This is a genomic window from Enterobacter sp. BIDMC 27 (genome assembly GCF_000534415.1).
In the GTDB taxonomy this organism is placed as follows: domain Bacteria; phylum Pseudomonadota; class Gammaproteobacteria; order Enterobacterales; family Enterobacteriaceae; genus Enterobacter; species Enterobacter hormaechei_C.
Window position 1 is genome coordinate 2,273,995 of record NZ_KI973178.1, and the last position, 21,603, is coordinate 2,295,597.

Genomic DNA, 21,603 nt, shown 5'->3' on the forward strand with positions numbered 1-21,603 from the left:
TCGGGATGGTACACCGAGAGCGGAACCCTGCAAAATCCCGGACTACAATTCAGCATTCACCGTTAAAAATAATCAGGAGTATTCATGAAACAAACCGTTTATACCGCCAGTCCTGAAAGTCAGCAGATCCATGTCTGGCGTTTGAATACAGAAGGTTCGCTTACGCTGGTTCAGGTTGTTGATGTGCCAGGCCAGGTGCAGCCGATGGTCGTCAGCCCGGATAAACGTTTTCTTTATGTCGGCGTACGCCCGGAATTCCGCGTGCTGGCATACCGCATCTCCCCGGACGACGGCGCGCTGACCTATACCGCAGAAGCCCCGCTGCCGGGCAGCCCGACCCATATTTCCACTGACCATAAAGGCAACTTTATCTTCAGCGGCTCCTACAATGCAGGCTGCGTGAGCGTCACCCGCCTGGAAGACGGTATTCCCGTTGAAACCGTCGACGTGGTAGAAGGGCTAGAAGGTTGCCACTCCGCCAACATTTCGCCGGATAACCGCACGCTGTGGGTGCCAGCGCTTAAGCAGGACCGCATCTGCCTGTTCACCCTGAGCGATGACGGCCATCTGGTCGCGCAGAGCCCGGCGGAAGTCACCACCGTGGAAGGCGCAGGCCCGCGCCACATGGTCTTCCATCCGAATCAGCAGTATGCCTATGTCGTTAACGAGCTGAACAGCTCGGTAGACGTGTGGGAGCTGAACGATCCTAACGGGCAGATCGAGTGCGTACAGACGCTGGACATGATGCCATCTGATTTCTCCGACACACGCTGGGCGGCAGACATTCACATTACGCCGGATGGCCGTCACCTGTATGCCTGTGACCGTACCTCCAGTCTGATCACCATCTTCAGCGTCTCTGAAGACGGCAGCGTTCTGGCAGTTGAAGGCTTCCAGCCGACAGAAACCCAGCCGCGCGGCTTTAATGTCGATCACAGCGGCAAATACCTGATTGCGGCGGGGCAGAAATCCCACCACATTGCGCTCTATGAAATCCAGGGCGTGCAGGGTCTACTGGAAGAGAAAGGACGCTATGCGGTCGGACAAGGGCCGATGTGGGTTGTGATTAACGCTCATTGATCCGTAGACGAAAAAAAACCTCGCAAATGCGAGGTTTTTTATGCGCGGTTAATGCATGAGGTAGGCCGGGTAAGGCGCAGCCGCCACCCGGCAGCAGGCATTTTACTGCTTCGGCTCAGCAACCACTTTGCTACCCAGACCGCGGTTGTTATATTCCCACATGCGGTTAAAGTTAGCGTCATTCAGGTTACGCTGCACGTTGTCTTTCTCATCCACCGTGCCGGTGTTGCCGGAGAAAGGACGTTTCGAGATCGCCGCATCCGCCCACGGTTTTGCCATGTTAAAGCCTTCGTTAATCACGCTGTCGCGGATCACGACCTGGCCGTTAGTGGCGGAGTCCACGTCCAGAGAGCGACCAAGCTGCGCCACGCCATCGCCAGCAGCAGTAAAGCGGCTATTCACGGCCAGGAAGCCATAGAACAGGTTAGACTGCGTGGCCGGGGCAAAGACGTAACCTTCCTGCTGCGTACGTGAATTCACCACGCGGAAGTCGGTGTTATCAAATACCACCGCGCCGCGGCCAGAGACCATATCCACGTCGCCTTCAATGTAGCTGTTGGTGACCAGAGTACGCGTCAGACGGTTGTTCTGAAGGGTATTCTGCACGCCGCTGTTGGTCACGAAGAAGGTGTTCTGGCGGCCCAGGATATTGACGTTGTTAATCTGTACCTTGTCGCCATCGCTACGCAGCGCCACGGCCTGATGATTACCTGCGTCAACGCTGTCGCCCAGGGTGTTCTGAATGGTCAGGTTCTGCAATTGCAGGCCATTGTTCTGTGACCAGAATACCGCTGAACACATCACGCCAATGGTGGCGGCACGCTTGCGCTGGCAGTTATCAAACATATACCACGCCGGTTTACCTGGCATGTATTTACCGGCCGGGTTCACCAGATGGCGCCAGGTGGTGCTGTCGATCTCTGAATCAATCGCCAGGCCAATTTTTACGTCGACCGCTTTTTCGCCCAGGCCGTAAAGCGTAATGCTTCCCGGTGCCGCCGGAACATAAACGGTTCCTTCGTATTCACCCGGCAGGATGGCAATGTACTGACGAGATGCGCTGTGTTTGGTAATTGCGGCATCAACGGCTGCCTGAATAGAGGTGTGTGTAACGCCCTCTGCCCCGGCCGGGCCGACAACGAAGTCTGGCTGTTTCGGCAGGTTAATAGAAGAAGGCGTCCACGGGGCTGCATTGGGATCCATCGCCGAGAAATAGTGCGCACGGGTGAAGTTCTTCGCTTCAGCCGCTGACAGGATCGGACGGGAAGCGGTGCCCGGAGCAACCTGCTCAGAAGGTTGCTGATCCGGTGGTGTTGAACTGCAAGCGGATAAAGTCACGCCAAAGGCGAGTGCCAACGCCAGACGGGAAATCCTGGAAATATTCAAGGTAATGCTCCTGGGTATGCAAGTCTTATCTGGATAGACGAAATAGCCTGCTTTTTTATACTAAGTTGAGCGAAACGGGAAGATAAAAACCGGAAAAGTTGCATTTTTGCCCGCAGGCGACGGGAAAGTCATCACAAATAAATAACATTTTCCCCCAATGCGGTTGACAGCAGGCGGCAGATGAAAATAAATGTCTATACAACCCATGACAAGTGGAAGGCACATGCAGCAGCTTCATCCCGATGATGTGATATGGCGAAATGCGCGACTGGCAACCCTGGCGACAGGGGAGGCGGAGCCCTACGGCCTGAGAGAACAACATGCCCTCGTTGTGCGCGGCCAGACGATTCTGGCCATTATTCCTGAATCCGAGATCCCCTCCGGGCATCGTCAGTGTGTCGATCTCGACGGGCGTCTGGTTACCCCCGGCCTGATCGATTGCCACACCCATCTGGTGTTCGGCGGCGATCGCGCAGCGGAATGGGAGCAACGGCTTAACGGCGTGTCATATCAGACCATTAGCGCGCAGGGCGGCGGAATTAACGCCACGGTCACGGCCACCCGCAACAGTTCGCCGGAAACGCTCCTGACGGTGGCGCAGCAGCGACTCCAGCGGCTGATGAATGAAGGCGTAACGACCGTTGAAATCAAATCGGGATACGGACTGAATGCCGAAGCCGAAGAGAAAATGCTGCTGGTTGCCCGCCAGCTCAGCCTGAATAATCTGGTCGATATCAGCCCGACGCTGCTGGCCGCGCACGCCGTTCCTGCCGAGTACCGACAGGATCCGGATGCCTATCTGGCGCTGGTCTGTGAGCAGATCATGCCCACGCTGTGGCAAAAAGAGTTATTTGAAGCGGTGGACGTGTTTTGTGAAAACGTCGGCTTTACCCCGGCGCAAACCGAGCGCCTGTTCCGGGCCGCCGCCGCGCTCGGGATCCCGGTAAAAGGGCATGTAGAACAACTGTCGAATCTCGGCGGCGCGGCGCTGGTCAGCCAGTATAAAGGGCTGTCGGCCGATCATATTGAGTATCTCGATGATGCAGGTATTCAGGCGATGGCGCAAAGCGGCACGGTGGCGGTATTGCTCCCCGGCGCGTTCTATTTTCTTCAGGAGCGCCAGCGTCCACCGGTGGCGCAGCTGAGAGAGCAGGGCGTGCCGATGGCGGTGGCTACCGACTACAATCCGGGCACCAGCCCGTTTGCCAGCCTGCATCTGGCAATGAACATGGCCTGCGTCCAGTTTGGCCTCACGCCGGAAGAGGCCTGGGCTGGCGTGACGCGGCATGCGGCGCAGGCGCTAGGACGTGGTGCGACGCACGGGCAGTTAAAGCCCGGTTATGTGGCTGATTTCGTCGTCTGGGAGGCGAATCATCCGGTTGAGATGGTTTACGAGCCGGGGCGGAATCCTATGTATCAACGCGTGTTTCGGGGGCAGGTAGCATGAAACTGTGGCATCCCGTCTCACCGCAGGTCTGGCAGGGTCGTGACGACAGCGCCGAGTCCAGCACCGCGAAACGTCTCTTCCAGACCATACAGCAGCGCGAACACTTTTCTCCCGCGCCGTCAGGCATCGCCCTGCTGGGCTTTGAATGTGATGAAGGGGTTAAGCGTAACCAGGGCAGGCCCGGTGCTGCACAGGCGCCCGATGTGTTGCGTGGCGCGCTGGCGAATATGGCGAGCCATCAGGGTCATGCGCGCCTCGTGGATATGGGCGCTATTTATGTTGAAGGCCACGCGCTGGAGGCGGCACAGCAGGCGCTGAGCGAGGCCATAACCGCGTGCCAGCAATCCGGGATGCGTACTCTGGTTTTCGGTGGTGGACATGAAACCGCCTGGGCGCACGGGCGCGGCGTGCTGGACGCCTTTCCGAACGATCGCCTTGCGGTGATCAACCTGGATGCGCACCTCGATTTACGCAAGGCCGAACGGGCAACGTCCGGCACGCCGTTCCGCCAGCTGGCGCACTACTGCGCGTCTCAGTCGCGGGTGTTTCACTACGCCTGCCTGGGGGTAAGCCGTGCGGCGAATACTCAGGCGCTGTGGGAGGAAGCTGAGCGGTTGAACGTGACGCTGGTTGAAGATCTCGATTTTCGCCGGGATGCGCTATCCGCGCTGGATAGCGTGCTTGCGCAGGCAGACCGGGTTTATCTCACCGTTGACCTTGATGTGCTGCCTGCCGCAGAAATGCCCGCCGTGTCCGCCCCTGCGGCGTTGGGGATCCCGGCGCTGGATCTGTTCCCGGTGATTGAGCGTATCTGCCGAAGCGGTAAACTACAGGCGGCGGATCTGGTGGAATTTAATCCGCACTACGATCGGGACGGTCAGGGCGCTAAGCTCGCCGCCCGACTGGCCTGGCAAATTGCTCACTGGTGGGCATAACAACATTCAAGGAGTCATGATGTTTTCACGCTCGCCCCTGCCGCAGCCGAGCCCTCCCGCGCCTTTTTACGAAAAGGTGAAGCAGGCGATCAGCGAAAAAATCGCCGCCGGCGTCTGGCGCCCGCACGACCGCATTCCGTCCGAGGCCGAGCTGGTGGCGCAGTTTGGCTTTAGCCGAATGACCATCAACCGCGCACTGCGTGAACTGACCGATGAAGGGTTGCTGGTGCGTTTGCAGGGTGTCGGAACCTTTGTCGCCGAGCCAAAAGGACAGTCGGCGCTGTTTGAAATCCGCAGCATTGCCGATGAAATTGCCGCCCGCAACCATCAGCACCACTGCGAGGTGCTGGTGCTTGAAGAGACGCTGGCCAGCGCCGAACAGGCCATCGAGCTGAACGTTACCGAGGGCACCCGGATTTTCCATTCGGTGATGGTGCATTATGAGAACGACATTCCGGTCCAGATTGAAGACCGCTGCGTCAACGCGGAGCGGATACCGGACTACCTGAGCCAGGATTACACCCAAACCACACCGCATGCGTATCTCTCGCTCGTCGCCCCGCTGACGGAAGGGGAGCATATCGTGGAAGCCGTGCGCGCCACGCCGCAGGAGTGCGAGCTGTTGCGTATTAAAGAGCACGATCCCTGTCTGCTGATCCGCCGTCGTACCTGGTCGTCCTCGCAAATTGTGTCGCATGCGAAGCTGCTATTCCCGGGGAATCGCTACCGGTTGCAAGGCCACTTTATGTCATAAGTTTTATAAGCGTGATCGCTAACGCAATATAGCAAAATTGTATCTTTTTTGTTAAATCCGACCTTGTGTGTGCTTGTCTATACAAGTATATCTAAATGCATCACCTGTCCCTTATGAGGAACACACAATGTCGTCAGATAAATACCGCAAGCAGGATGTCCGCGCCGCGCGCGGCACCACGCTCACCGCAAAAAGCTGGCTCACCGAAGCACCGCTGCGCATGTTGATGAACAACCTTGATCCTGAGGTAGCAGAAAATCCCCACGAGCTGGTGGTCTACGGCGGCATTGGCCGCGCCGCGCGCAACTGGGCGTGTTATGACGCGATTGTCGAGTCTTTGACGAATCTCGAAAACGACGAAACGCTGCTGGTGCAATCCGGCAAACCGGTGGGCGTATTCAAAACCCATAAAAATGCGCCTCGCGTGCTGATTGCCAACTCCAACCTGGTGCCGCACTGGGCGACGTGGGAACACTTCAACGAGCTGGACGCAAAAGGGCTGGCCATGTACGGCCAGATGACCGCGGGTAGCTGGATCTACATCGGCAGCCAGGGGATTGTGCAGGGCACGTATGAAACCTTCGTGGAAGCGGGCCGTCAGCACTATAACGGATCACTGAAAGGCCGCTGGGTGCTCACCGCCGGACTGGGCGGCATGGGCGGCGCGCAGCCGCTGGCCGCGACGCTGGCGGGCGCGTGCTCCCTGAACATTGAGTGCCAGCAGAGCCGCATCGATTTCCGTCTGCGTACCCGCTATGTCGATGAGCAGGCCGACAACCTCGATGACGCGCTGGCGCGCATCAAAAAGTACACCGCTGAAGGCAAAGCCGTGTCGGTTGCCCTGTGCGGCAACGCGGCGGATATTCTGCCGGAACTGGTGGCGCGCGGCGTGCGTCCGGATCTGGTCACCGACCAGACCAGCGCTCACGATCCGCTCCACGGCTATCTGCCAAAAGGCTGGACGTGGGAAGACTACCAGCAAAAAGCGGAAACCGATCCTGAGGGCACGGTACTGGCGGCCAAACGCGCCATGGCGGAACACGTCTCCGCGATGCTGGCCTTCAGTAAGATGGGTATTCCGACCTTTGATTACGGGAATAACATCCGCCAGATGGCGAAAGAGATGGGGGTGAATAACGCCTTTGACTTCCCCGGCTTCGTGCCCGCCTATATTCGTCCTCTGTTTTGCCGCGGCATCGGGCCGTTCCGCTGGGTTGCCCTGTCCGGCGACCCGGAGGATATCTACAAAACTGACGCCAGAGTGAAAGAGATTGTCGCCGACGACGAACACCTGCATCGCTGGCTGGATATGGCGCGCGAACGCATTAACTTCCAGGGCCTGCCGGCGCGTATCTGCTGGGTCGGGCTGGAGTGGCGGCAAAAACTCGGCCTCGCCTTTAACGAAATGGTGCGCAGCGGCGAAGTCTCCGCGCCGATCGTCATTGGCCGCGACCACCTGGACTCCGGCTCTGTCGCCAGTCCGAACCGTGAAACCGAAGCCATGCGCGACGGCTCGGATGCGGTCTCCGACTGGCCGCTGCTGAATGCCCTGCTGAACACCGCCAGCGGCGCGACCTGGGTGTCGCTGCACCACGGCGGCGGCGTCGGGATGGGCTTCTCCCAGCACTCCGGGATGGTCATCGTCTGTGACGGAACTGATGAAGCGGCCGCGCGTATCGCTCGCGTGCTGCACAACGACCCGGCAACCGGCGTGATGCGTCACGCGGATGCGGGTTACGAGATTGCCATTGATTGTGCCAAAGAGCAGGGCCTGAACCTGCCGATGATCCCCGCCACACAAGGAAAGCCTGCATGAACGCGTTAACACTTACTCCCGGCTCGCTGACGCTCAAACAGCTGCGTCACGTCTGGCGTCAGCCGGTGACACTCTCCCTTGATGAAAGCGCCCACCGTGCCATTAACGACAGCGTGGCCTGCGTGGAGGCGATTGTGGCGGAGGGGCGCACCGCCTACGGCATCAACACCGGGTTTGGCCTGCTGGCGCAGACCCGCATCGCCACGCACGATCTGGAGAATTTACAGCGTTCGCTGGTGCTGTCGCACGCGGCGGGGGTTGGCCAGCCGCTGGACGATGAGATCGTCCGCCTGATGATGGTGTTGAAAATCAACAGCCTGGCGCGTGGGTTTTCCGGCATTCGTCTGAGCGTGATCCAGGCGCTGATGGCGCTGGTCAATGCGGAAGTTTATCCGTGGATCCCGGCGAAGGGCTCCGTCGGCGCCTCCGGCGATCTGGCGCCGCTAGCGCATATGTCGCTGCTCCTGCTGGGTGAAGGCCAGGCGCGCTGGCAAGGGGAGTGGCTGCCTGCGAAAGAGGCGCTGAAAAAAGCTGGCTTAACGCCGATCACCCTCGCGGCAAAAGAGGGGCTGGCGCTGCTCAACGGCACGCAGGCGTCGACCGCTTTCGCGCTGCGCGGTCTGTTTGAAGCGGAAGATCTGTTCGCCTCGGCGGTGGTGTGCGGTGCACTGACCACTGAGGCGGTGCTCGGCTCGCGTCGTCCGTTCGATGCCCGCATCCACGAGGTGCGCGGCCAGCGCGGGCAGATTGATGCCGCTGCCATGTACCGCCACGTACTTACCGATACCAGCGACATTGCCGATTCGCATCACAACTGTGAGAAGGTGCAGGATCCGTATTCCCTGCGCTGCCAGCCGCAGGTGATGGGCGCATGCCTGACGCAGCTGCGCCAGGCGGCAGAAGTGCTGCTGGTCGAAGCCAATGCGGTGTCCGATAACCCACTGGTATTTGCTCAGGAAAACGAGGTGGTTTCTGGCGGTAACTTCCACGCCGAGCCGGTGGCGATGGCCGCAGATAATATCGCCCTGGCGATTGCCGAAATCGGGGCGCTGTCTGAGCGTCGAATCGCGCTGATGATGGATAAGCACATGTCCCAGCTGCCGCCGTTCCTGGTGCGCAACGGCGGCGTGAACTCGGGCTTCATGATCGCCCAGGTCACCGCCGCGGCACTGGCAAGCGAGAACAAAGCCCTGTCGCATCCGCACAGCGTGGACAGCCTGCCAACCTCAGCCAACCAGGAAGATCACGTTTCGATGGCCCCGGCTGCCGGGCGTCGTCTGTGGGAGATGGCCTCTAACACCCGCGGCGTGCTGGCGGTGGAGTGGCTGGCGGCGTGTCAGGGTATTGATTTGCGCGAAGGGCTAAAATCCAGCCCGCTGCTGGAGCAGGCGCGCCAGGAACTGCGCGAGCACGTTACGCACTACGATGACGACCGCTTCTTTGCGCCGGATATTGATAAGGCGATGCAGCTTCTGGAGGAAGGACGGCTGGTGGGGCTGTTACCTTCGGTGCTGTGATTTTTACCCTCACCCTAACCCTCTCCCACAGGGAGAGGGAATTGTTAGGTTTTCTCCCTCTCCCTGTGGGAGAGGGCCGGGGTGAGGGCATCAGCCCGCACGATTACGAATACATCGCCGTAATCGACGCGCTACCCAGCGAATGGAAATGCACGTTAAAGCCTACCATCGCGCCGCTCGCCCCTTCGTCGACCTCAATCTTGTCCACATCCAGCGCGTGCACGGTGAAGATATAGCGGTGCGTTTCCCCTTTTGGCGGCGCCGCGCCGCCGTAGCCCGCTTTGCCAAAGTCAGTGCGCGTCTGAATCGCACCGTCAGGCAGAGCAACCAGATCGGAACCGGAGCCCTGCGGCAGCACGCGCGTGTCGGCGGGCAGGTTTGCCACGATCCAGTGCCACCAGCCCGACCCGGTTGGCGCATCCGGATCGTAGCAGGTCACGACAAAACTTTTGGTTCCCGCTGGCACATCGTCCCACGCCAGATGGGGAGAGATATTATCCCCCTGATAACCCATCCCGTTAAACACGTGACGTTCCGGCAGCTTTTCGCCGTCGCGCAAATCTTTACTGATGATTTTCATCCGATTTCCCTCGTTACTCACTCATTCAGAAAGTGTAACGCATGGGGTTAAATCGCGAAATGCGCTGAAGTGTTAACGGCTTCAACCACTGCCCCGGTCAGCTTGCGGAGCTGATCCGCAGAAATGCTGTAAGGCGGCATGAGGTAAATCAGCTTACCGAAAGGTCGCACCCACACGCCCTGGTCAACGAAGAAGCGCTGCAACGCGGCCATGTTCACCGGATGCGTTGTCTCGATTACCCCGATGGCGCCCAGTACGCGGACGTCCGCGACGTATTCCGCCTCCGCCGCCGCGCTTAACTGCTGCTTCAGCTGCGCCTCAATCGCCGCCACCTGCGTCTGCCATGCGCCGCTTTCCAGAATGGCGAGGCTTTCGCTTGCCACGGCGCAGGCCAGCGGGTTGCCCATAAACGTCGGGCCGTGCATAAAGCAGCCCGCGTCGCCGTCGCTGATGGTATCGGCAACCTGGCGGGTGGTAAGCGTGGCGGAGAGAGTCATGGTGCCGCCGGTGAGCGCTTTCCCCAGGCACAGAATATCCGGCGCGATCCCCGCATGCTCACAGGCGAACAATTTCCCGGTGCGGCCAAAGCCGGTGGCGATCTCATCGGCAATCAACAGGATCCCTTCGCGGTCGCACATCTTCCGAATGCGCTTCAGCCACTCGGGATGGTACATCCGCATTCCGCCCGCGCCCTGCACAATCGGTTCGAGAATAACGGCGGCAATCTCGTGACGATGGGCCGCCATCAGCCGCGCGAAGCCCACCATGTCCATCTCGTTCCATTCGCCGTCGAAGCGGCTCTGCGGGGCTGGCGCAAACAGGTTTTCCGGCAGATAGCCTTTCCACAGGCTGTGCATGGAGTTGTCCGGATCACATACCGACATCGCGCCGAAAGTGTCGCCGTGATAGCCGTTGCGGAAGGTAAGGAACCGCTGGCGCGTTTCGCCCTTCGCATGCCAGTACTGCAACGCCATTTTCATCGCCACTTCCACGGCCACCGAGCCGGAGTCGGCCAGGAAAACGCACTCCAGCGATTCAGGCGTCATCGCTACCAGGCGACGGCATAAATCCACCGCGGGCTGATGCGTGATCCCGCCAAACATCACGTGTGACATCTGGTCAATCTGCGCTTTCATCGCCGCGTTTAGTCGCGGGTGGTTGTAGCCATGGATCGCCGCCCACCAGGAGGACATCCCGTCAACAAGCCGCTCGCCGCTGGCAAGATGCAGCTCGCAGCCGTGGGCCGAGGCTACCGGATAGACGGGAAGGGGGCGGGTCGTGGAGGTGTAAGGGTGCCAGATATGCTGCTTGTCGAAGGCGAGATCGTCCTGGGTCATAATCGACTTGTAAACCATTTTGAAAAGTTTTAGGTTTACAAGTATAAACCGAACCGACAATTAACAAAACCCTTTGGAGAAGCCCGATGGCTCACCACGCACGCTGGACGATGTCGCAAGTCACTGAATTATTCAACAAACCTTTCCTGGAGCTGATGTTTGAGGCGCAACAGGTGCACCGCCAGCACTTCGATCCGCGTCATGTTCAGGTCAGCACGCTGCTGTCGATCAAAACCGGGGCTTGCCCGGAAGACTGCAAATATTGCCCGCAAAGCGCGCGCTATAAAACCGGTCTCGAATCCGAGCGCCTGATGGAAGTCGAGCAGGTGCTCGACTCCGCGCGCAAGGCCAAAAACGCTGGCTCGACCCGCTTCTGCATGGGCGCGGCGTGGAAAAATCCGCATGACCGCGACATGCCCTATCTGGAGCAGATGGTGAAGGGGGTGAAGGCGATGGGGCTTGAAGCCTGCATGACCCTGGGCACGCTGAACGAGGAGCAGGCGCAGCGTCTCTCGGCGGCGGGGCTGGATTACTACAACCACAACCTCGATACTTCGCCGGAGTTTTACGGCAACATCATCACTACGCGCACCTATCAGGAGCGTCTGGACACGCTGGATAAAGTGCGTGATGCGGGGATCAAGGTCTGTTCCGGCGGGATCGTGGGACTGGGCGAGACGGTAAAAGATCGTGCCGGCCTGCTGTTACAGCTGGCAAACCTGCCGACCCCGCCGGAAAGCGTGCCCATCAACATGCTGGTGAAGGTAAAAGGGACGCCGCTGGCGGATAACGAGGACGTGGATGCCTTCGATTTCATCCGCACCATCGCGGTGGCGCGCATCATGATGCCGACCTCTTACGTTCGCCTCTCTGCCGGTCGCGAGCAGATGAGCGAGCAGACCCAGGCGATGTGCTTCATGGCCGGGGCCAACTCCATCTTCTACGGCTGCAAACTGCTGACCACGCCAAACCCGGAAGAGGACAAAGATGTCCAGCTGTTCCGCAAGCTGGGGTTGAACCCACACCAGACCGAGGTACAGGCGGGGGATAACGAGCAACAGCAGCAGCTGGAGCAGCAGATTTTTAATGCCGACACCGACCAGTTCTACAACGCGGCAGCCGAATGACCTGGCAGGCACGTATCAGGACCGCGCTCGACGAGCGGCGGGCGGCGGATGCGTTTCGGGTGCGCAGGGTAGTGGAAAACGGTGCAGGCCGTTTTCTCTCCCGGGAAGGAGAGCGGTTCTGTAATTTCTCCAGCAACGATTATCTGGGCCTGAGCCAGCACCCGCAGATCGTTCGCGCCTGGCAGCAGGGCGCGGATCGTTACGGCGTGGGCAGCGGTGGCTCCGGGCACGTCAGCGGCTACACCACGGCGCATCAGGCGCTGGAGGAAGAGCTGGCCGACTGGCTGGGCTACCCGCGGGCGCTGCTGTTTATCTCCGGTTTTGCCGCGAATCAGGCGGTGATTGCCGCCCTGATGGGCAAAGACGACCGCATCATCGCGGACCGCCTGAGCCACGCGTCCCTGCTTGAAGCGGCCAGTCTCAGCCCGGCGCAGCTGCGGCGTTTTGCCCATAACGATGCCTCTCAGCTGAACGTCCTGCTGGGTAAACCCTGTTCAGGGCTTCAGCTGGCGGTGACGGAAGGGGTATTCAGCATGGACGGCGACAGCGCGCCCCTTGCCACCTTGCATGACGTCGCAAAACAGCAGAACGCCTGGCTGCTGGTCGACGATGCCCACGGTATTGGCGTCACCGGCGAGGAGGGGCGCGGAAGCGCGCATCAGCAACGCGTCAGGCCGGAACTGCTGGTGGTCACTTTCGGCAAAGGCTTTGGCGTCAGCGGCGCCGCGGTGTTGTGCAGCGAGCCGGTGGCCGATTACCTGGTGCAGTTCGCCCGGCACCTGATCTACAGCACCAGCATGCCCCCGGCGCAGGCCGTGGCGCTCTCTGCGTCGCTTGCGGTGATCCGCGGCGAAGACGGCGCTGAACGCCGGGCGCGCCTGGCCGACCATATTCAGCGTTTTCGCCGGGGGGTAAGCGCACTGCCTTACCGGCTTACCGACTCGCACAGCGCCATTCAGCCCGTGATTGTGGGTGAAAACCATCGGGCGCTGATGCTGGCACAGGCGCTACGAGAGCGGGGGCAGTGGGTCACGGCGATCCGCCCACCCACCGTGCCGCCAGGCACCGCGCGCTTGCGTCTGACGCTCACGGCAGCGCACGAGCCGCAGGATATCGATACGCTTCTGGAGGCACTGTATGTCTCCTGTCAATAAACAGGCCGTTGCCGCCGCGTTTGGCCGGGCAGCGCAAAGCTATTCACAGCACGATGAGCTGCAACGCCTGAGCGCCCGCGGGCTGCTGGCCGCGCTCGGTGAGGGGCGTTTTGCGCAGGTGCTCGACGCTGGCTGCGGGCCTGGCGGCAATAGCCGCTACTGGCGCGCAACGGGTAGCCACGTCACGGCGCTGGATTTATCCGCGCAGATGCTGGATGAGGCCCGCCAGCAGCAGTCAGCAGACCGTTATCTGGTGGCCGATATCGAGGCCATCCCGCTGGAGGATGCGCTGTTTGACCTCGTCTGGAGCCATCTGGCGGTGCAGTGGTGCGCCAGCCTGCCGCAGGCCCTACGCGAGCTATACCGCGTGGCGCGGCCCGGCGGAGCGGTGGCCTTTACCACCCTGCTGGAAAGTTCGTTGCCAGAGCTGAATCAGGCGTGGAGGGCAGTGGATGCGCAGCCGCACGCCAACCGGTTTCTCTCGCACCAACAGGTCACTCAGGCGCTGGCAGGCTGGCGCTATCGCTGCATGGTCCAGACCGTCACCCTCGAATTTAGCGATGCGTTAAGCGCCATGCGATCGCTTAAGGGCATAGGCGCGACGCACCTGCACGCCGGACGGGAGAAGAAACCCCTTACCCGTGGCCAACTCCAGCGTCTCGAGCTGGCCTGGCCGCAGGAGCGGGGCCGGTTCCCGCTCTCTTATCATCTTTTTCATGGGATTATTGAACGTGACTGAACGTTATTTTGTTACCGGCACGGACACTGAAGTCGGTAAAACGGTTGCCAGCGCCGCGCTGTTGCAGGCGGCGCGTCTGCTGGGGAAAACTACGGCCGGGTATAAGCCCGTAGCCTCCGGCAGCGAGATGACGCCGGAAGGCTTACGTAATACCGATGCGCTGGCGCTACAGCGTAACAGCAGCCTTACGCTGGCCTATTCTGCGGTGAACCCCTATACCTTTGCTGAACCCACCTCGCCGCACATCGTCAGCGTCGATGAAGATCGTCCGATTGATTTTTCGGTGCTCTCTTCCGGGTTACGCGTCCTGGAAACGCAGGCCGACTGGGTGCTGGTGGAGGGGGCTGGCGGCTGGTTTACCCCGCTGTCCGACGAGCAGACATTTGCTGACTGGGTGCAGGCCGAGCAGCTTCCGGTCATTCTGGTGGTTGGCGTGAAGCTTGGCTGTATCAATCACGCCATGCTGACCGCCCAGGCCGTGCAGCAGGCCGGGTTGCGTCTGGCAGGGTGGATTGCCAATGACGTGGTAGCGCCGGGTAAACGTCATGCTGAGTATCTGGCGACGCTGAAGCGGGTGCTGCCCGCGCCGTTTCTCGGCGAGATCCCGTGGCTTGCCGACGGCGCAGAGCAGGCGGAAACCGGACGCTATCTCAACCTCAGCGCCTTATGTCCCGCGCCATCCAGTGCGCAATAAGGTCGTCATCCAGCTCGTTAACGTGGCCCTGTGCCACGTTACGCCCGCGATAGAGCATGCAGAAACGATCCGCTACCCGGCGGATAAACGACAGCTGTTGCTCCGCTAACAGCACCGTCATTCCCAGCTCCCGATTCAACCGCACCAGCAACTGCCCCAGCCTGCGCGCGAAACCGTGCCCTGCGCCATGCATGGGCTCATCCAGAATCAACACGCGCGGACGATTAACCAGCGCACTGGCGAGGGCCAGCTGATACTGGTCGTCAGGGCACAGCGCAGAGGCACGGCTTTGTCGCAGCGGATAGAGCTCCGGAAACAGGGCATACACGTCACTTTTTGATGCCGGGTCGGGTTTCCCCGTCGCCCGCATAGCGATATGCAGATTTTCATCGACGGTGAGCTGGGAAAATATTCGCCGATCCTGCGGGACGTAGCCTATCGTCGGCGGCGCCGGGAATGCTGACGCAGGGTTGAGCAAGTTATGCGGCGGCGCGCCAGCCTCATGCCAGATGATGGTGCCGCTCTCGACGGGCACCTTTCCGGTAATGCAGTTCATAAGCGTGGATTTGCCCATGCCAGGCAGGCCAACAATGCCCGTACAGATGCCTTGCGGGAAATCGATATTCACGTTCCATAGCGTATGTTGGCTTCCGTAAAACTGATTTACAGCACGCAGACTCAACATCTTTCTCTCCTTAAAAATGTGTGGGGTGATGCACAGAGTGATGTCTGCAAAACGCCTGCCAGGAACTTCATAATGATTAAAAAAAGGCCATTTTTAGGAATAACTCACTATCAAAAGCTGAACGTTTATACGAATTGCACACTCCCGGTGCTGCGTATGTCGAATTGTGGTGCAGGAGAAATGACAGAATTGTGATTAAGATCTCGCCAGTCGCTTATGAAAAAATGAACGTTTTCCAGGCAAAAAAGAGTGATAAAAATTTTTTACTGCCGCTTCGTGGGAAAAACCGGGAATTTGCTGGAGTGCATGCTGTACGGGCTGGAGGCAGTTATCCACTATTCCTGTGGATAACCTTGTGCATTAGAGTTAGAAAACCCGCGATAAGCGAGAGAATACGCGGGTTACAACCAAATTGATGCGAAACGCGGCTTAATAAATTAGTCTTTATTTTTTAACGAATTAGATAAAAGCAATTCCCTCAACGCCAGCGAGACCTGTTGCCATAAAACTTTCATAACCGCCCTTGACAAATGTTAAAAAAGTAATAGTTCTGGGGATAACCCCCTGAGGCTGGTGTTTTATTTTGTCACAGTCGAAATTTGGCTCGCGAACGCACTAATCCTCTCTGCGCTACGCTAAATATCCTGACACGCTACTGGTTTTTCATCCAGTGTTTTTTACTGGCAATCCTGGCCACAACGAGTAAAATTACTCACCTGCCGCTTATTCTGTCATCAGGTCGTCGCCCATGAGTAAACCGTTTAAACTGAATTCTGCTTTCCGTCCTTCCGGGGATCAGCCCGAGGCTATTCGTCGCCTGGAAGAGGGGCTGGAGGACGGGCTGGCGCACCAGACCCTGCTGGGGGTTACCGGTTCGGGCAAAACCTTCACCATTGCCAACGTCATTGCCGATCTCCAGCGTCCGACGATGGTTCTCGCGCCGAACAAAACGCTGGCGGCGCAGCTGTATGGTGAGATGAAAGAGTTCTTCCCGGAAAACGCGGTGGAGTATTTCGTCTCCTACTACGACTACTACCAGCCGGAAGCCTACGTTCCCAGCTCCGACACGTTTATCGAGAAAGATGCCTCGGTGAACGAACATATCGAGCAGATGCGTTTGTCGGCGACCAAGGCGCTGCTGGAGCGTCGTGATGTGGTGGTGGTGGCCTCGGTGTCGGCGATCTACGGCCTGGGCGATCCGGATCTCTATCTCAAGATGATGCTGCACCTGACGCAGGGGATGATCATCGATCAGCGTGCGATTTTGCGCCGTCTGGCGGAGTTGCAGTACACCCGTAACGATCAGGCGTTCCAGCGCGGGACCTTCCGCGTGCGCGGCGAGGTGATTGATATCTTCCCGGCGGAGTCGGACGATATGGCGCTGCGCGTGGAGCTGTTCGACGAAGAGGTTGAACGCCTGTCGCTGTTCGATCCGTTGACCGGTCACGTCGAGTCGGTGATCCAGCGCTTCACCATCTACCCGAAAACGCACTATGTAACGCCGCGCGAGCGTATTGTGCAGGCGATGGAAGAGATCAAAACCGAGCTGGCGGACCGCCGCAAAGTGCTGCTGGCGAACAATAAGCTGCTGGAAGAGCAGCGCCTGAGCCAGCGTACCCAGTTCGATCTGGAGATGATGAACGAGTTGGGCTACTGCTCCGGCATCGAAAACTACTCGCGCTACCTCTCCGGGCGCGGGCCGGGCGAAGCGCCGCCGACGCTGTTTGACTACCTTCCGGCGGACGGCCTGCTGGTGATCGACGAATCCCACGTTACGATCCCCCAGATCGGCGGGATGTACCGCGGTGACCGCGCGCGTAAAGAGACGCTGGTGGAGTACGGGTTCCGACTGCCGTCAGCGCTGGACAACCGTCCGATGAAGTTTGAAGAATTTGAGGCGCTTGCTCCGCAGACCATCTACGTATCGGCCACGCCGGGCAACTACGAGCTGGAAAAATCCGGTGATGACGTGGTGGACCAGGTGGTGCGTCCGACCGGGCTGCTGGATCCGATTATCGAGGTGCGTCCGGTGGCGACGCAGGTGGACGATCTGCTCTCGGAAATACGTGCCCGCTCCGCCATCAACGAGCGCGTGCTGGTTACCACGCTCACCAAACGTATGGCGGAAGATTTGACGGAGTATCTGGAAGAACACGGCGAGAAGGTGCGGTATCTGCACTCGGATATCGATACCGTGGAGCGTATGGAGATCATCCGCGATCTGCGTCTGGGCGAGTTCGACGTGCTGGTCGGCATTAACCTTCTGCGAGAAGGGCTGGATATGCCTGAGGTGTCGCTGGTGGCGATTCTGGACGCGGACAAAGAGGGCTTCCTGCGTTCCGAGCGCTCGCTGATCCAGACCATTGGCCGCGCCGCGCGTAACGTCAACGGGAAGGCGATCCTGTACGGGGATAAAATCACCCCGTCGATGGCCAAAGCGATTGGCGAAACGGAACGTCGTCGCGAGAAGCAGCAGCGCTACAACGAAGAGCACGGCATCACGCCGCAGGGGTTGAACAAGAAGGTGGTGGATATCCTGGCGCTGGGTCAGAACATTGCGAAGACCAAAGCGAAAGGCCGCGGCAAGGCCCGTTCAGTGGTGGAAGAGGATACCGTCGCGCTGACGCCGAAAGCGTTGCAGCAGAAGATCCACGAGCTGGAAGGGCAGATGATGCAGCACGCGCAGAACCTGGAGTTCGAAGAGGCCGCGCAAATCCGCGATCAGCTGCATCAGCTGCGGGATCTGTTTATTGCGGCATCGTAGTTTTTTGCCCGGTGGCGTTTTCTCCCTCTCCCTGTGGGAGAGGGCCGGGGTGAGGGCATCAGGCCGCACAAAACGAACCTAACCTAATGCCTGAATCGCCTTCTCCAGCGCCTCGCGCAGCAGATGGCGGTCGTGGCGATATTTAATATCGCTGGCTTCCAGCGGCTCCTGCACCACCACGCGATCGCCAATCCCCGATACATCCACTTTCGGCCCGACCACGACACCATCGATAATTTTCTTACCAACGTACTGTTCCATCAGGTCCAGCTTATCCGCCAGCGACAGGCTTGCCGCCGCCGGGCTGAGTTCGCGGCCTAAATTACCGATATAGACCATGGGCGCAGGCGTTCTGCGCAGCGCCTGCGCCAGCTCTTTCACCAGCAGGATCGGCATCAGGCTGGTATAAAAACTTCCCGGCCCAATCAGGATCAGATCGGCCTCGCCAATCGCTTCTACCGCTTCACGCGTTGCGGGTACGCTGGGGTAGGTCATTAGCTCTTTTGGCGGAAGAAGAAGCTGGTCGATATTCACTTCACCATACACTTCGTGATCGTCGGCATCGATCGCCATTAAATCCACCGGCTGTTCGGACATCGGGATCAGGAATGCATCCACCTTTAACAGGTTACGAATTAAATTGATCGCTTCCAGAGGGCGCACGCTCAGGTGATCCAGCGCCTTTAACATCAGATTTCCAAGGTTATGGCCTGAAAGTTCACCATTCCCGCCAAAACGGTACTCAAACATCGCCGAGGCCACGCTAGGCTCCGTGATAAGCTGGTTGAGGCAATTGCGCATGTCACCCCAGGCAATCCCGCCTTCAGCGCGTCGGATCCGCCCGGTTGAGCCGCCGTTGTCCGTTGTTGTCACGATGCCCGTCAGGCGCGAGCCCAGTGACGATAACGACGACATCACTCGTCCCAGACCGTGACCTCCGCCAAGAGCGACCACACGGTCCAGATCCGCAAAAGTGCGATTGCGCATACCTATTCCTTATCCTGTTAAGCTTGCGTCACAGTAACGCAACTACTCCTAAAAGACGATGCCTCTCACAAACCATAATGACGTATATCAATGCGAAAGCGCTGTTTTTGCGTATTCTGTAGTGAAAATGCACGATAACATCGTTATATATAAATTTATATAGCGAAAAGCGACAATGGCGAAGTGGCGATTTCCACGCTACTATCGCCATAACCACGTTTTCAAAACTGAAAACATACACTCTAGCCCTGGCGCCTGTGTCGAGAGATATGGCGCCCTGGCCGTGGCGGATTTGCCACCAGGGTACAGAAAGAAATGACTGTGCCTCCCGATCTGGAAAGGTGTACATGGCTTCACAACTTACTGATGCTTTCGCGCGTAAGTTTTTCTACTTACGTTTGTCGATTACCGACGTGTGTAACTTCCGTTGCACCTACTGCCTGCCCGATGGCTACAAGCCGGGCAGCGTCACCAATAATGGCTTTCTCTCCGTGGATGAAGTACGCCGCGTCACGCGCGCGTTCTCTGAACTTGGCACGGAAAAAGTGCGTCTTACCGGGGGAGAGCCCTCCCTGCGCCGTGATTTCCCTGACATCATTGCCGCCGTGCGTGAAAACGAACGTATCCGCCAGATCGCGGTGACCACCAACGGTTACCGCATGGCGCGTGACGTGGCGAACTGGCGCGATGCGGGGCTGACGGCGATCAACGTCAGCGTCGATAGCCTGGACGCCCGTCAGTTCCACGCCATTACCGGCCAGGATAAGTTCCAGCAGGTGATGGACGGCATCGATGCCGCGTTCACCGCCGGTTTCGACAAGGTCAAAGTCAATACCGTGTTGATGCGTGATGTGAACCACCATCAGCTGGACACTTTCCTGGCGTGGATCAAACCGCGCCGCATTCAACTGCGTTTTATTGAGCTGATGGAGACCGGGGAGGGCAGTGAGCTGTTCCGTCGCCATCATATCTCCGGCATGGTTCTGCGCGACGAACTGCTGAAACGCGGCTGGATCCACCAGATCCGCCAGCGCAGCGATGGCCCGGCGCAGGTCTTTTGTCATTCGGATTATGAAGGCGAAATCGGCCTGATCATGCCCTATGAAAAAGACTTCTGTGCCAGCTGCAACCGCCTGCGCGTCTCCTCCGTCGGCAAGCTCCATCTTTGCCTGTTCGGGGATGGCGGCGTCGATCTGCGCGATTTGCTGGAAGATGACGCCCAGCAGGACGCGCTTGAAGCACGTATTTCCGAGGCGCTGACGCACAAAAAGCAGACCCATTTCCTGCATCAGGGCAACACCGGCATTACTCAGAACCTGTCCTATATCGGCGGGTAATCAGGCTTTAGAAGGAACCAGAAGATGAGTCAGGTAAGCGCGGAATTTATCCCGACACGCATTGCTATTCTTACCGTTTCCGAACGTCGTGGTGAAGAGGATGATACCTCCGGCCACTGGCTGCGCGAGGCGGCACACGAAGCCGGACACCAGATTGTTGATAAAGCGATCGTCAAAGAAAACCGTTACGCCATTCGCGCTCAGGTCTCACAGTGGATTGCGGGTGATGACGTCCAGGTTGTGCTGATCACTGGCGGCACCGGCTTTACCGCAGGCGACCAGGCGCCGGAAGCGCTGCTCCCGCTGTTCGATCGCGAAGTGGAAGGCTTCGGCGAAGTGTTCCGCATGCTCTCCTTTGAAGAGATTGGCACCTCTACGCTTCAGTCCCGTGCCGTCGCGGGGATGGCGAATAAGACGCTGATCTTCGCCATGCCGGGGTCGACCAAAGCCTGCCGCACCGCGTGGGAAAACATTATTGCCCCGCAGCTGGATGCCCGTACCCGTCCGTGTAATTTCCATCCCCATTTAAAGAAATAAGCTATGTCACAACTGACCCACATAAACGCCGCTGGCGAAGCGCATATGGTGGATGTCTCCGCCAAAACCGAAACGGTGCGCGAGGCGCGTGCTGAAGCGTTCGTCACCATGCTGCCGGAGACGCTGGCGATGATTATCGACGGTAGCCATCACAAGGGTGATGTGTTTGCCACCGCCCGCATCGCCGGTATTCAGGCCGCTAAACGTACCTGGGACCTCATCCCGCTCTGCCATCCGCTGATGCTCAGCAAAGTGGAGGTAAATTTGCAGGCGCAGCCGGAGCATAACCGCGTGCGTATCGAGTCCCTGTGCCGCTTAACCGGCAAAACCGGCGTGGAGATGGAGGCGTTGACGGCGGCCTCCGTGGCGGCGCTGACCATCTACGACATGTGTAAAGCGGTGCAGAAAGATATGGTGATTGGCCCGGTGCGTCTGCTGGCAAAAAGCGGCGGCAAATCCGGTGATTTTAAGGTGGAAAGCCATGATTAAGGTGCTCTTTTTTGCCCAGGTCCGTGAGCTGGTCAATACCGACAGCCTGACGCTGGACGGCTCTTTCGAAAATGTCGCCGCCCTGCGTGCGCATCTGGCGGCGCAAGGCGACCGCTGGGCGCTGGCGCTGGACGAAGGCAAACTGCTGGCCGCCGTGAACCAGACGCTGGTGGAGTTGACCCACCCGCTGGCCGATGGGGACGAAGTGGCCTTCTTCCCGCCGGTCACAGGGGGTTAA

20 protein-coding genes and 1 riboswitch are annotated in these 21,603 nt (G+C 59.0%); of the genes, 15 read left to right on the forward strand and 5 right to left on the reverse strand.

The annotated features are described in order from the left end of the window. Positions 1-84 precede the first annotated feature (84 nt). Entirely contained in the window at positions 85-1,080 is a 996-nt protein-coding gene (gene pgl, locus L463_RS11870) for a 6-phosphogluconolactonase (RefSeq protein ID WP_015571095.1), read from the forward strand. 102 nt (positions 1,081-1,182) lie between these two features. On the opposite strand, the gene L463_RS11865 is transcribed toward pgl, so the two are convergent. Beyond that, positions 1,183-2,466, reverse strand: coding sequence for a putative acyl-CoA thioester hydrolase (locus L463_RS11865; protein WP_023296146.1), 1,284 nt, complete (start codon positions 2,464-2,466; stop codon positions 1,183-1,185). A gap of 223 nt (positions 2,467-2,689) precedes the next feature. On the opposite strand from L463_RS11865, the gene hutI reads away from it, so the two are divergent. The 5 genes from hutI to hutH all read left to right on the forward strand — a co-directional run bounded on the left by hutI (position 2,690) and on the right by hutH (position 8,935). Beyond that, the gene (gene hutI, locus L463_RS11860) at positions 2,690-3,913 is read left to right on the forward strand and encodes an imidazolonepropionase (protein ID WP_015571093.1); all 1,224 of its coding nucleotides are present in this window, start codon (positions 2,690-2,692) and stop codon (positions 3,911-3,913) included. Continuing rightward, the gene (gene hutG / locus L463_RS11855; RefSeq protein ID WP_015571092.1) at positions 3,910-4,848 is read left to right on the forward strand and encodes a formimidoylglutamase; all 939 of its coding nucleotides are present in this window, start codon (positions 3,910-3,912) and stop codon (positions 4,846-4,848) included. Before hutI ends, hutG begins: the two co-directional genes overlap by 4 nt. Positions 4,849-4,867: 19 nt before the next feature. Then, positions 4,868-5,602 (forward strand): histidine utilization repressor, encoded by a 735-nt coding sequence (locus tag L463_RS11850; protein ID WP_032102635.1) that lies wholly within the window; start codon positions 4,868-4,870, stop codon positions 5,600-5,602. A 127-nt stretch (positions 5,603-5,729) separates the two neighbouring features. Continuing rightward, a complete protein-coding gene (hutU, locus tag L463_RS11845; RefSeq protein ID WP_003858533.1) occupies positions 5,730-7,418 on the forward strand; it encodes a urocanate hydratase in 1,689 nt (562 codons plus the stop codon). Next, on the forward strand, positions 7,415-8,935 hold the full coding sequence (gene hutH, locus L463_RS11840) for a histidine ammonia-lyase (protein ID WP_015571090.1): 1,521 nt from the start codon (positions 7,415-7,417) through the stop codon (positions 8,933-8,935). Before hutU ends, hutH begins: the two co-directional genes overlap by 4 nt. Positions 8,936-9,038: 103 nt before the next feature. Here hutH and L463_RS11835 read toward each other — a convergent pair whose 3' ends face one another. Next, complete coding sequence (locus L463_RS11835; protein ID WP_003858531.1) at positions 9,039-9,515, reverse strand: kinase inhibitor; 477 nt, start codon at positions 9,513-9,515, stop codon at positions 9,039-9,041. 47 nt (positions 9,516-9,562) lie between these two features. Continuing rightward, positions 9,563-10,870, reverse strand: coding sequence for an adenosylmethionine--8-amino-7-oxononanoate transaminase (gene bioA / locus L463_RS11830; protein WP_015571089.1), 1,308 nt, complete (start codon positions 10,868-10,870; stop codon positions 9,563-9,565). Positions 10,871-10,938: 68 nt separating this feature from the next. Here bioA and bioB point away from each other — a divergent pair, with 68 nt between their 5' ends. From bioB to bioD, 4 genes are read left to right on the forward strand one after another with little or no spacing between them, the layout of a single operon-like run. Next, positions 10,939-11,979, forward strand: coding sequence for a biotin synthase BioB (gene bioB, locus L463_RS11825; RefSeq protein ID WP_032673171.1), 1,041 nt, complete (start codon positions 10,939-10,941; stop codon positions 11,977-11,979). Next, entirely contained in the window at positions 11,976-13,133 is a 1,158-nt protein-coding gene (gene bioF, locus L463_RS11820; protein ID WP_032102637.1) for an 8-amino-7-oxononanoate synthase, read from the forward strand. Before bioB ends, bioF begins: the two co-directional genes overlap by 4 nt. After that, positions 13,117-13,872: a malonyl-ACP O-methyltransferase BioC gene (gene bioC, locus L463_RS11815; protein ID WP_032102638.1), complete on the forward strand. Its 756-nt coding sequence runs from the start codon at positions 13,117-13,119 to the stop codon at positions 13,870-13,872. The genes bioF and bioC overlap by 17 nt, the downstream gene beginning before the upstream one ends. Beyond that, complete coding sequence (bioD, locus tag L463_RS11810; protein WP_072203934.1) at positions 13,865-14,566, forward strand: dethiobiotin synthase; 702 nt, start codon at positions 13,865-13,867, stop codon at positions 14,564-14,566. Before bioC ends, bioD begins: the two co-directional genes overlap by 8 nt. Here the strand turns inward: bioD and L463_RS11805 are convergent. Beyond that, a complete protein-coding gene (locus tag L463_RS11805) occupies positions 14,529-15,251 on the reverse strand; it encodes an ABC transporter ATP-binding protein (RefSeq protein WP_032102640.1) in 723 nt (240 codons plus the stop codon). The two genes, bioD and L463_RS11805, sit on opposite strands and share 38 nt — an antisense overlap. A gap of 748 nt (positions 15,252-15,999) precedes the next feature. Here L463_RS11805 and uvrB point away from each other — a divergent pair. After that, positions 16,000-18,015 carry an excinuclease ABC subunit UvrB gene (gene uvrB / locus L463_RS11800; RefSeq protein ID WP_015571085.1) on the forward strand — a complete coding sequence of 672 codons (2,016 nt, stop codon included), beginning with the start codon at positions 16,000-16,002 and terminating at the stop codon, positions 18,013-18,015. 78 nt (positions 18,016-18,093) lie between these two features. On the opposite strand, the gene yvcK is transcribed toward uvrB, so the two are convergent. Beyond that, positions 18,094-19,002 carry a uridine diphosphate-N-acetylglucosamine-binding protein YvcK gene (gene yvcK / locus L463_RS11795; protein ID WP_023299636.1) on the reverse strand — a complete coding sequence of 303 codons (909 nt, stop codon included), beginning with the start codon at positions 19,000-19,002 and terminating at the stop codon, positions 18,094-18,096. Positions 19,003-19,228: 226 nt separating this feature from the next. Beyond that, a riboswitch (molybdenum cofactor riboswitch) is annotated at positions 19,229-19,362 on the forward strand. Between yvcK and moaA the strand changes: the two genes are divergently transcribed. From moaA to moaD, 4 genes are all read left to right on the forward strand, one after another. Then, positions 19,350-20,339: a GTP 3',8-cyclase MoaA gene (moaA, locus tag L463_RS11790; RefSeq protein ID WP_032102643.1), complete on the forward strand. Its 990-nt coding sequence runs from the start codon at positions 19,350-19,352 to the stop codon at positions 20,337-20,339. (Overlaps the previous riboswitch by 13 nt.) Positions 20,340-20,363: 24 nt before the next feature. Next, on the forward strand, positions 20,364-20,876 hold the full coding sequence (gene moaB / locus L463_RS11785; RefSeq protein ID WP_032102644.1) for a molybdenum cofactor biosynthesis protein B: 513 nt from the start codon (positions 20,364-20,366) through the stop codon (positions 20,874-20,876). 3 nt (positions 20,877-20,879) lie between these two features. After that, the gene (moaC, locus tag L463_RS11780) at positions 20,880-21,365 is read left to right on the forward strand and encodes a cyclic pyranopterin monophosphate synthase MoaC (RefSeq protein ID WP_032102645.1); all 486 of its coding nucleotides are present in this window, start codon (positions 20,880-20,882) and stop codon (positions 21,363-21,365) included. Continuing rightward, a complete protein-coding gene (gene moaD / locus L463_RS11775) occupies positions 21,358-21,603 on the forward strand; it encodes a molybdopterin synthase sulfur carrier subunit (RefSeq protein WP_003858510.1) in 246 nt (81 codons plus the stop codon). Before moaC ends, moaD begins: the two co-directional genes overlap by 8 nt.

Excerpts from the sequence above, each read along its gene's own strand:
- pgl (WP_015571095.1), top strand. The coding sequence starts at position 85 with ATGAAACAAACCGTTTATACCGCCAGTCCTGAAAGTCAGCAGATCCAT.
- hutI (WP_015571093.1), top strand. The coding sequence starts at position 2,690 with ATGCAGCAGCTTCATCCCGATGATGTGATATGGCGAAATGCGCGACTG.
- hutG (WP_015571092.1), top strand. The coding sequence starts at position 3,910 with ATGAAACTGTGGCATCCCGTCTCACCGCAGGTCTGGCAGGGTCGTGAC.
- L463_RS11850 (WP_032102635.1), top strand. The coding sequence starts at position 4,868 with ATGTTTTCACGCTCGCCCCTGCCGCAGCCGAGCCCTCCCGCGCCTTTT.
- hutU (WP_003858533.1), top strand. The coding sequence starts at position 5,730 with ATGTCGTCAGATAAATACCGCAAGCAGGATGTCCGCGCCGCGCGCGGC.
- hutH (WP_015571090.1), top strand. The coding sequence starts at position 7,415 with ATGAACGCGTTAACACTTACTCCCGGCTCGCTGACGCTCAAACAGCTG.
- L463_RS11835 (WP_003858531.1), bottom strand. The coding sequence starts at position 9,515 with ATGAAAATCATCAGTAAAGATTTGCGCGACGGCGAAAAGCTGCCGGAA.
- bioA (WP_015571089.1), bottom strand. The coding sequence starts at position 10,870 with ATGGTTTACAAGTCGATTATGACCCAGGACGATCTCGCCTTCGACAAG.
- bioB (WP_032673171.1), top strand. The coding sequence starts at position 10,939 with ATGGCTCACCACGCACGCTGGACGATGTCGCAAGTCACTGAATTATTC.
- bioF (WP_032102637.1), top strand. The coding sequence starts at position 11,976 with ATGACCTGGCAGGCACGTATCAGGACCGCGCTCGACGAGCGGCGGGCG.
- bioC (WP_032102638.1), top strand. The coding sequence starts at position 13,117 with ATGTCTCCTGTCAATAAACAGGCCGTTGCCGCCGCGTTTGGCCGGGCA.
- L463_RS11805 (WP_032102640.1), bottom strand. The coding sequence starts at position 15,251 with ATGTTGAGTCTGCGTGCTGTAAATCAGTTTTACGGAAGCCAACATACG.
- uvrB (WP_015571085.1), top strand. The coding sequence starts at position 16,000 with ATGAGTAAACCGTTTAAACTGAATTCTGCTTTCCGTCCTTCCGGGGAT.
- yvcK (WP_023299636.1), bottom strand. The coding sequence starts at position 19,002 with ATGCGCAATCGCACTTTTGCGGATCTGGACCGTGTGGTCGCTCTTGGC.
- moaA (WP_032102643.1), top strand. The coding sequence starts at position 19,350 with ATGGCTTCACAACTTACTGATGCTTTCGCGCGTAAGTTTTTCTACTTA.
- moaB (WP_032102644.1), top strand. The coding sequence starts at position 20,364 with ATGAGTCAGGTAAGCGCGGAATTTATCCCGACACGCATTGCTATTCTT.
- moaC (WP_032102645.1), top strand. The coding sequence starts at position 20,880 with ATGTCACAACTGACCCACATAAACGCCGCTGGCGAAGCGCATATGGTG.
- moaD (WP_003858510.1), top strand. The coding sequence starts at position 21,358 with ATGATTAAGGTGCTCTTTTTTGCCCAGGTCCGTGAGCTGGTCAATACC.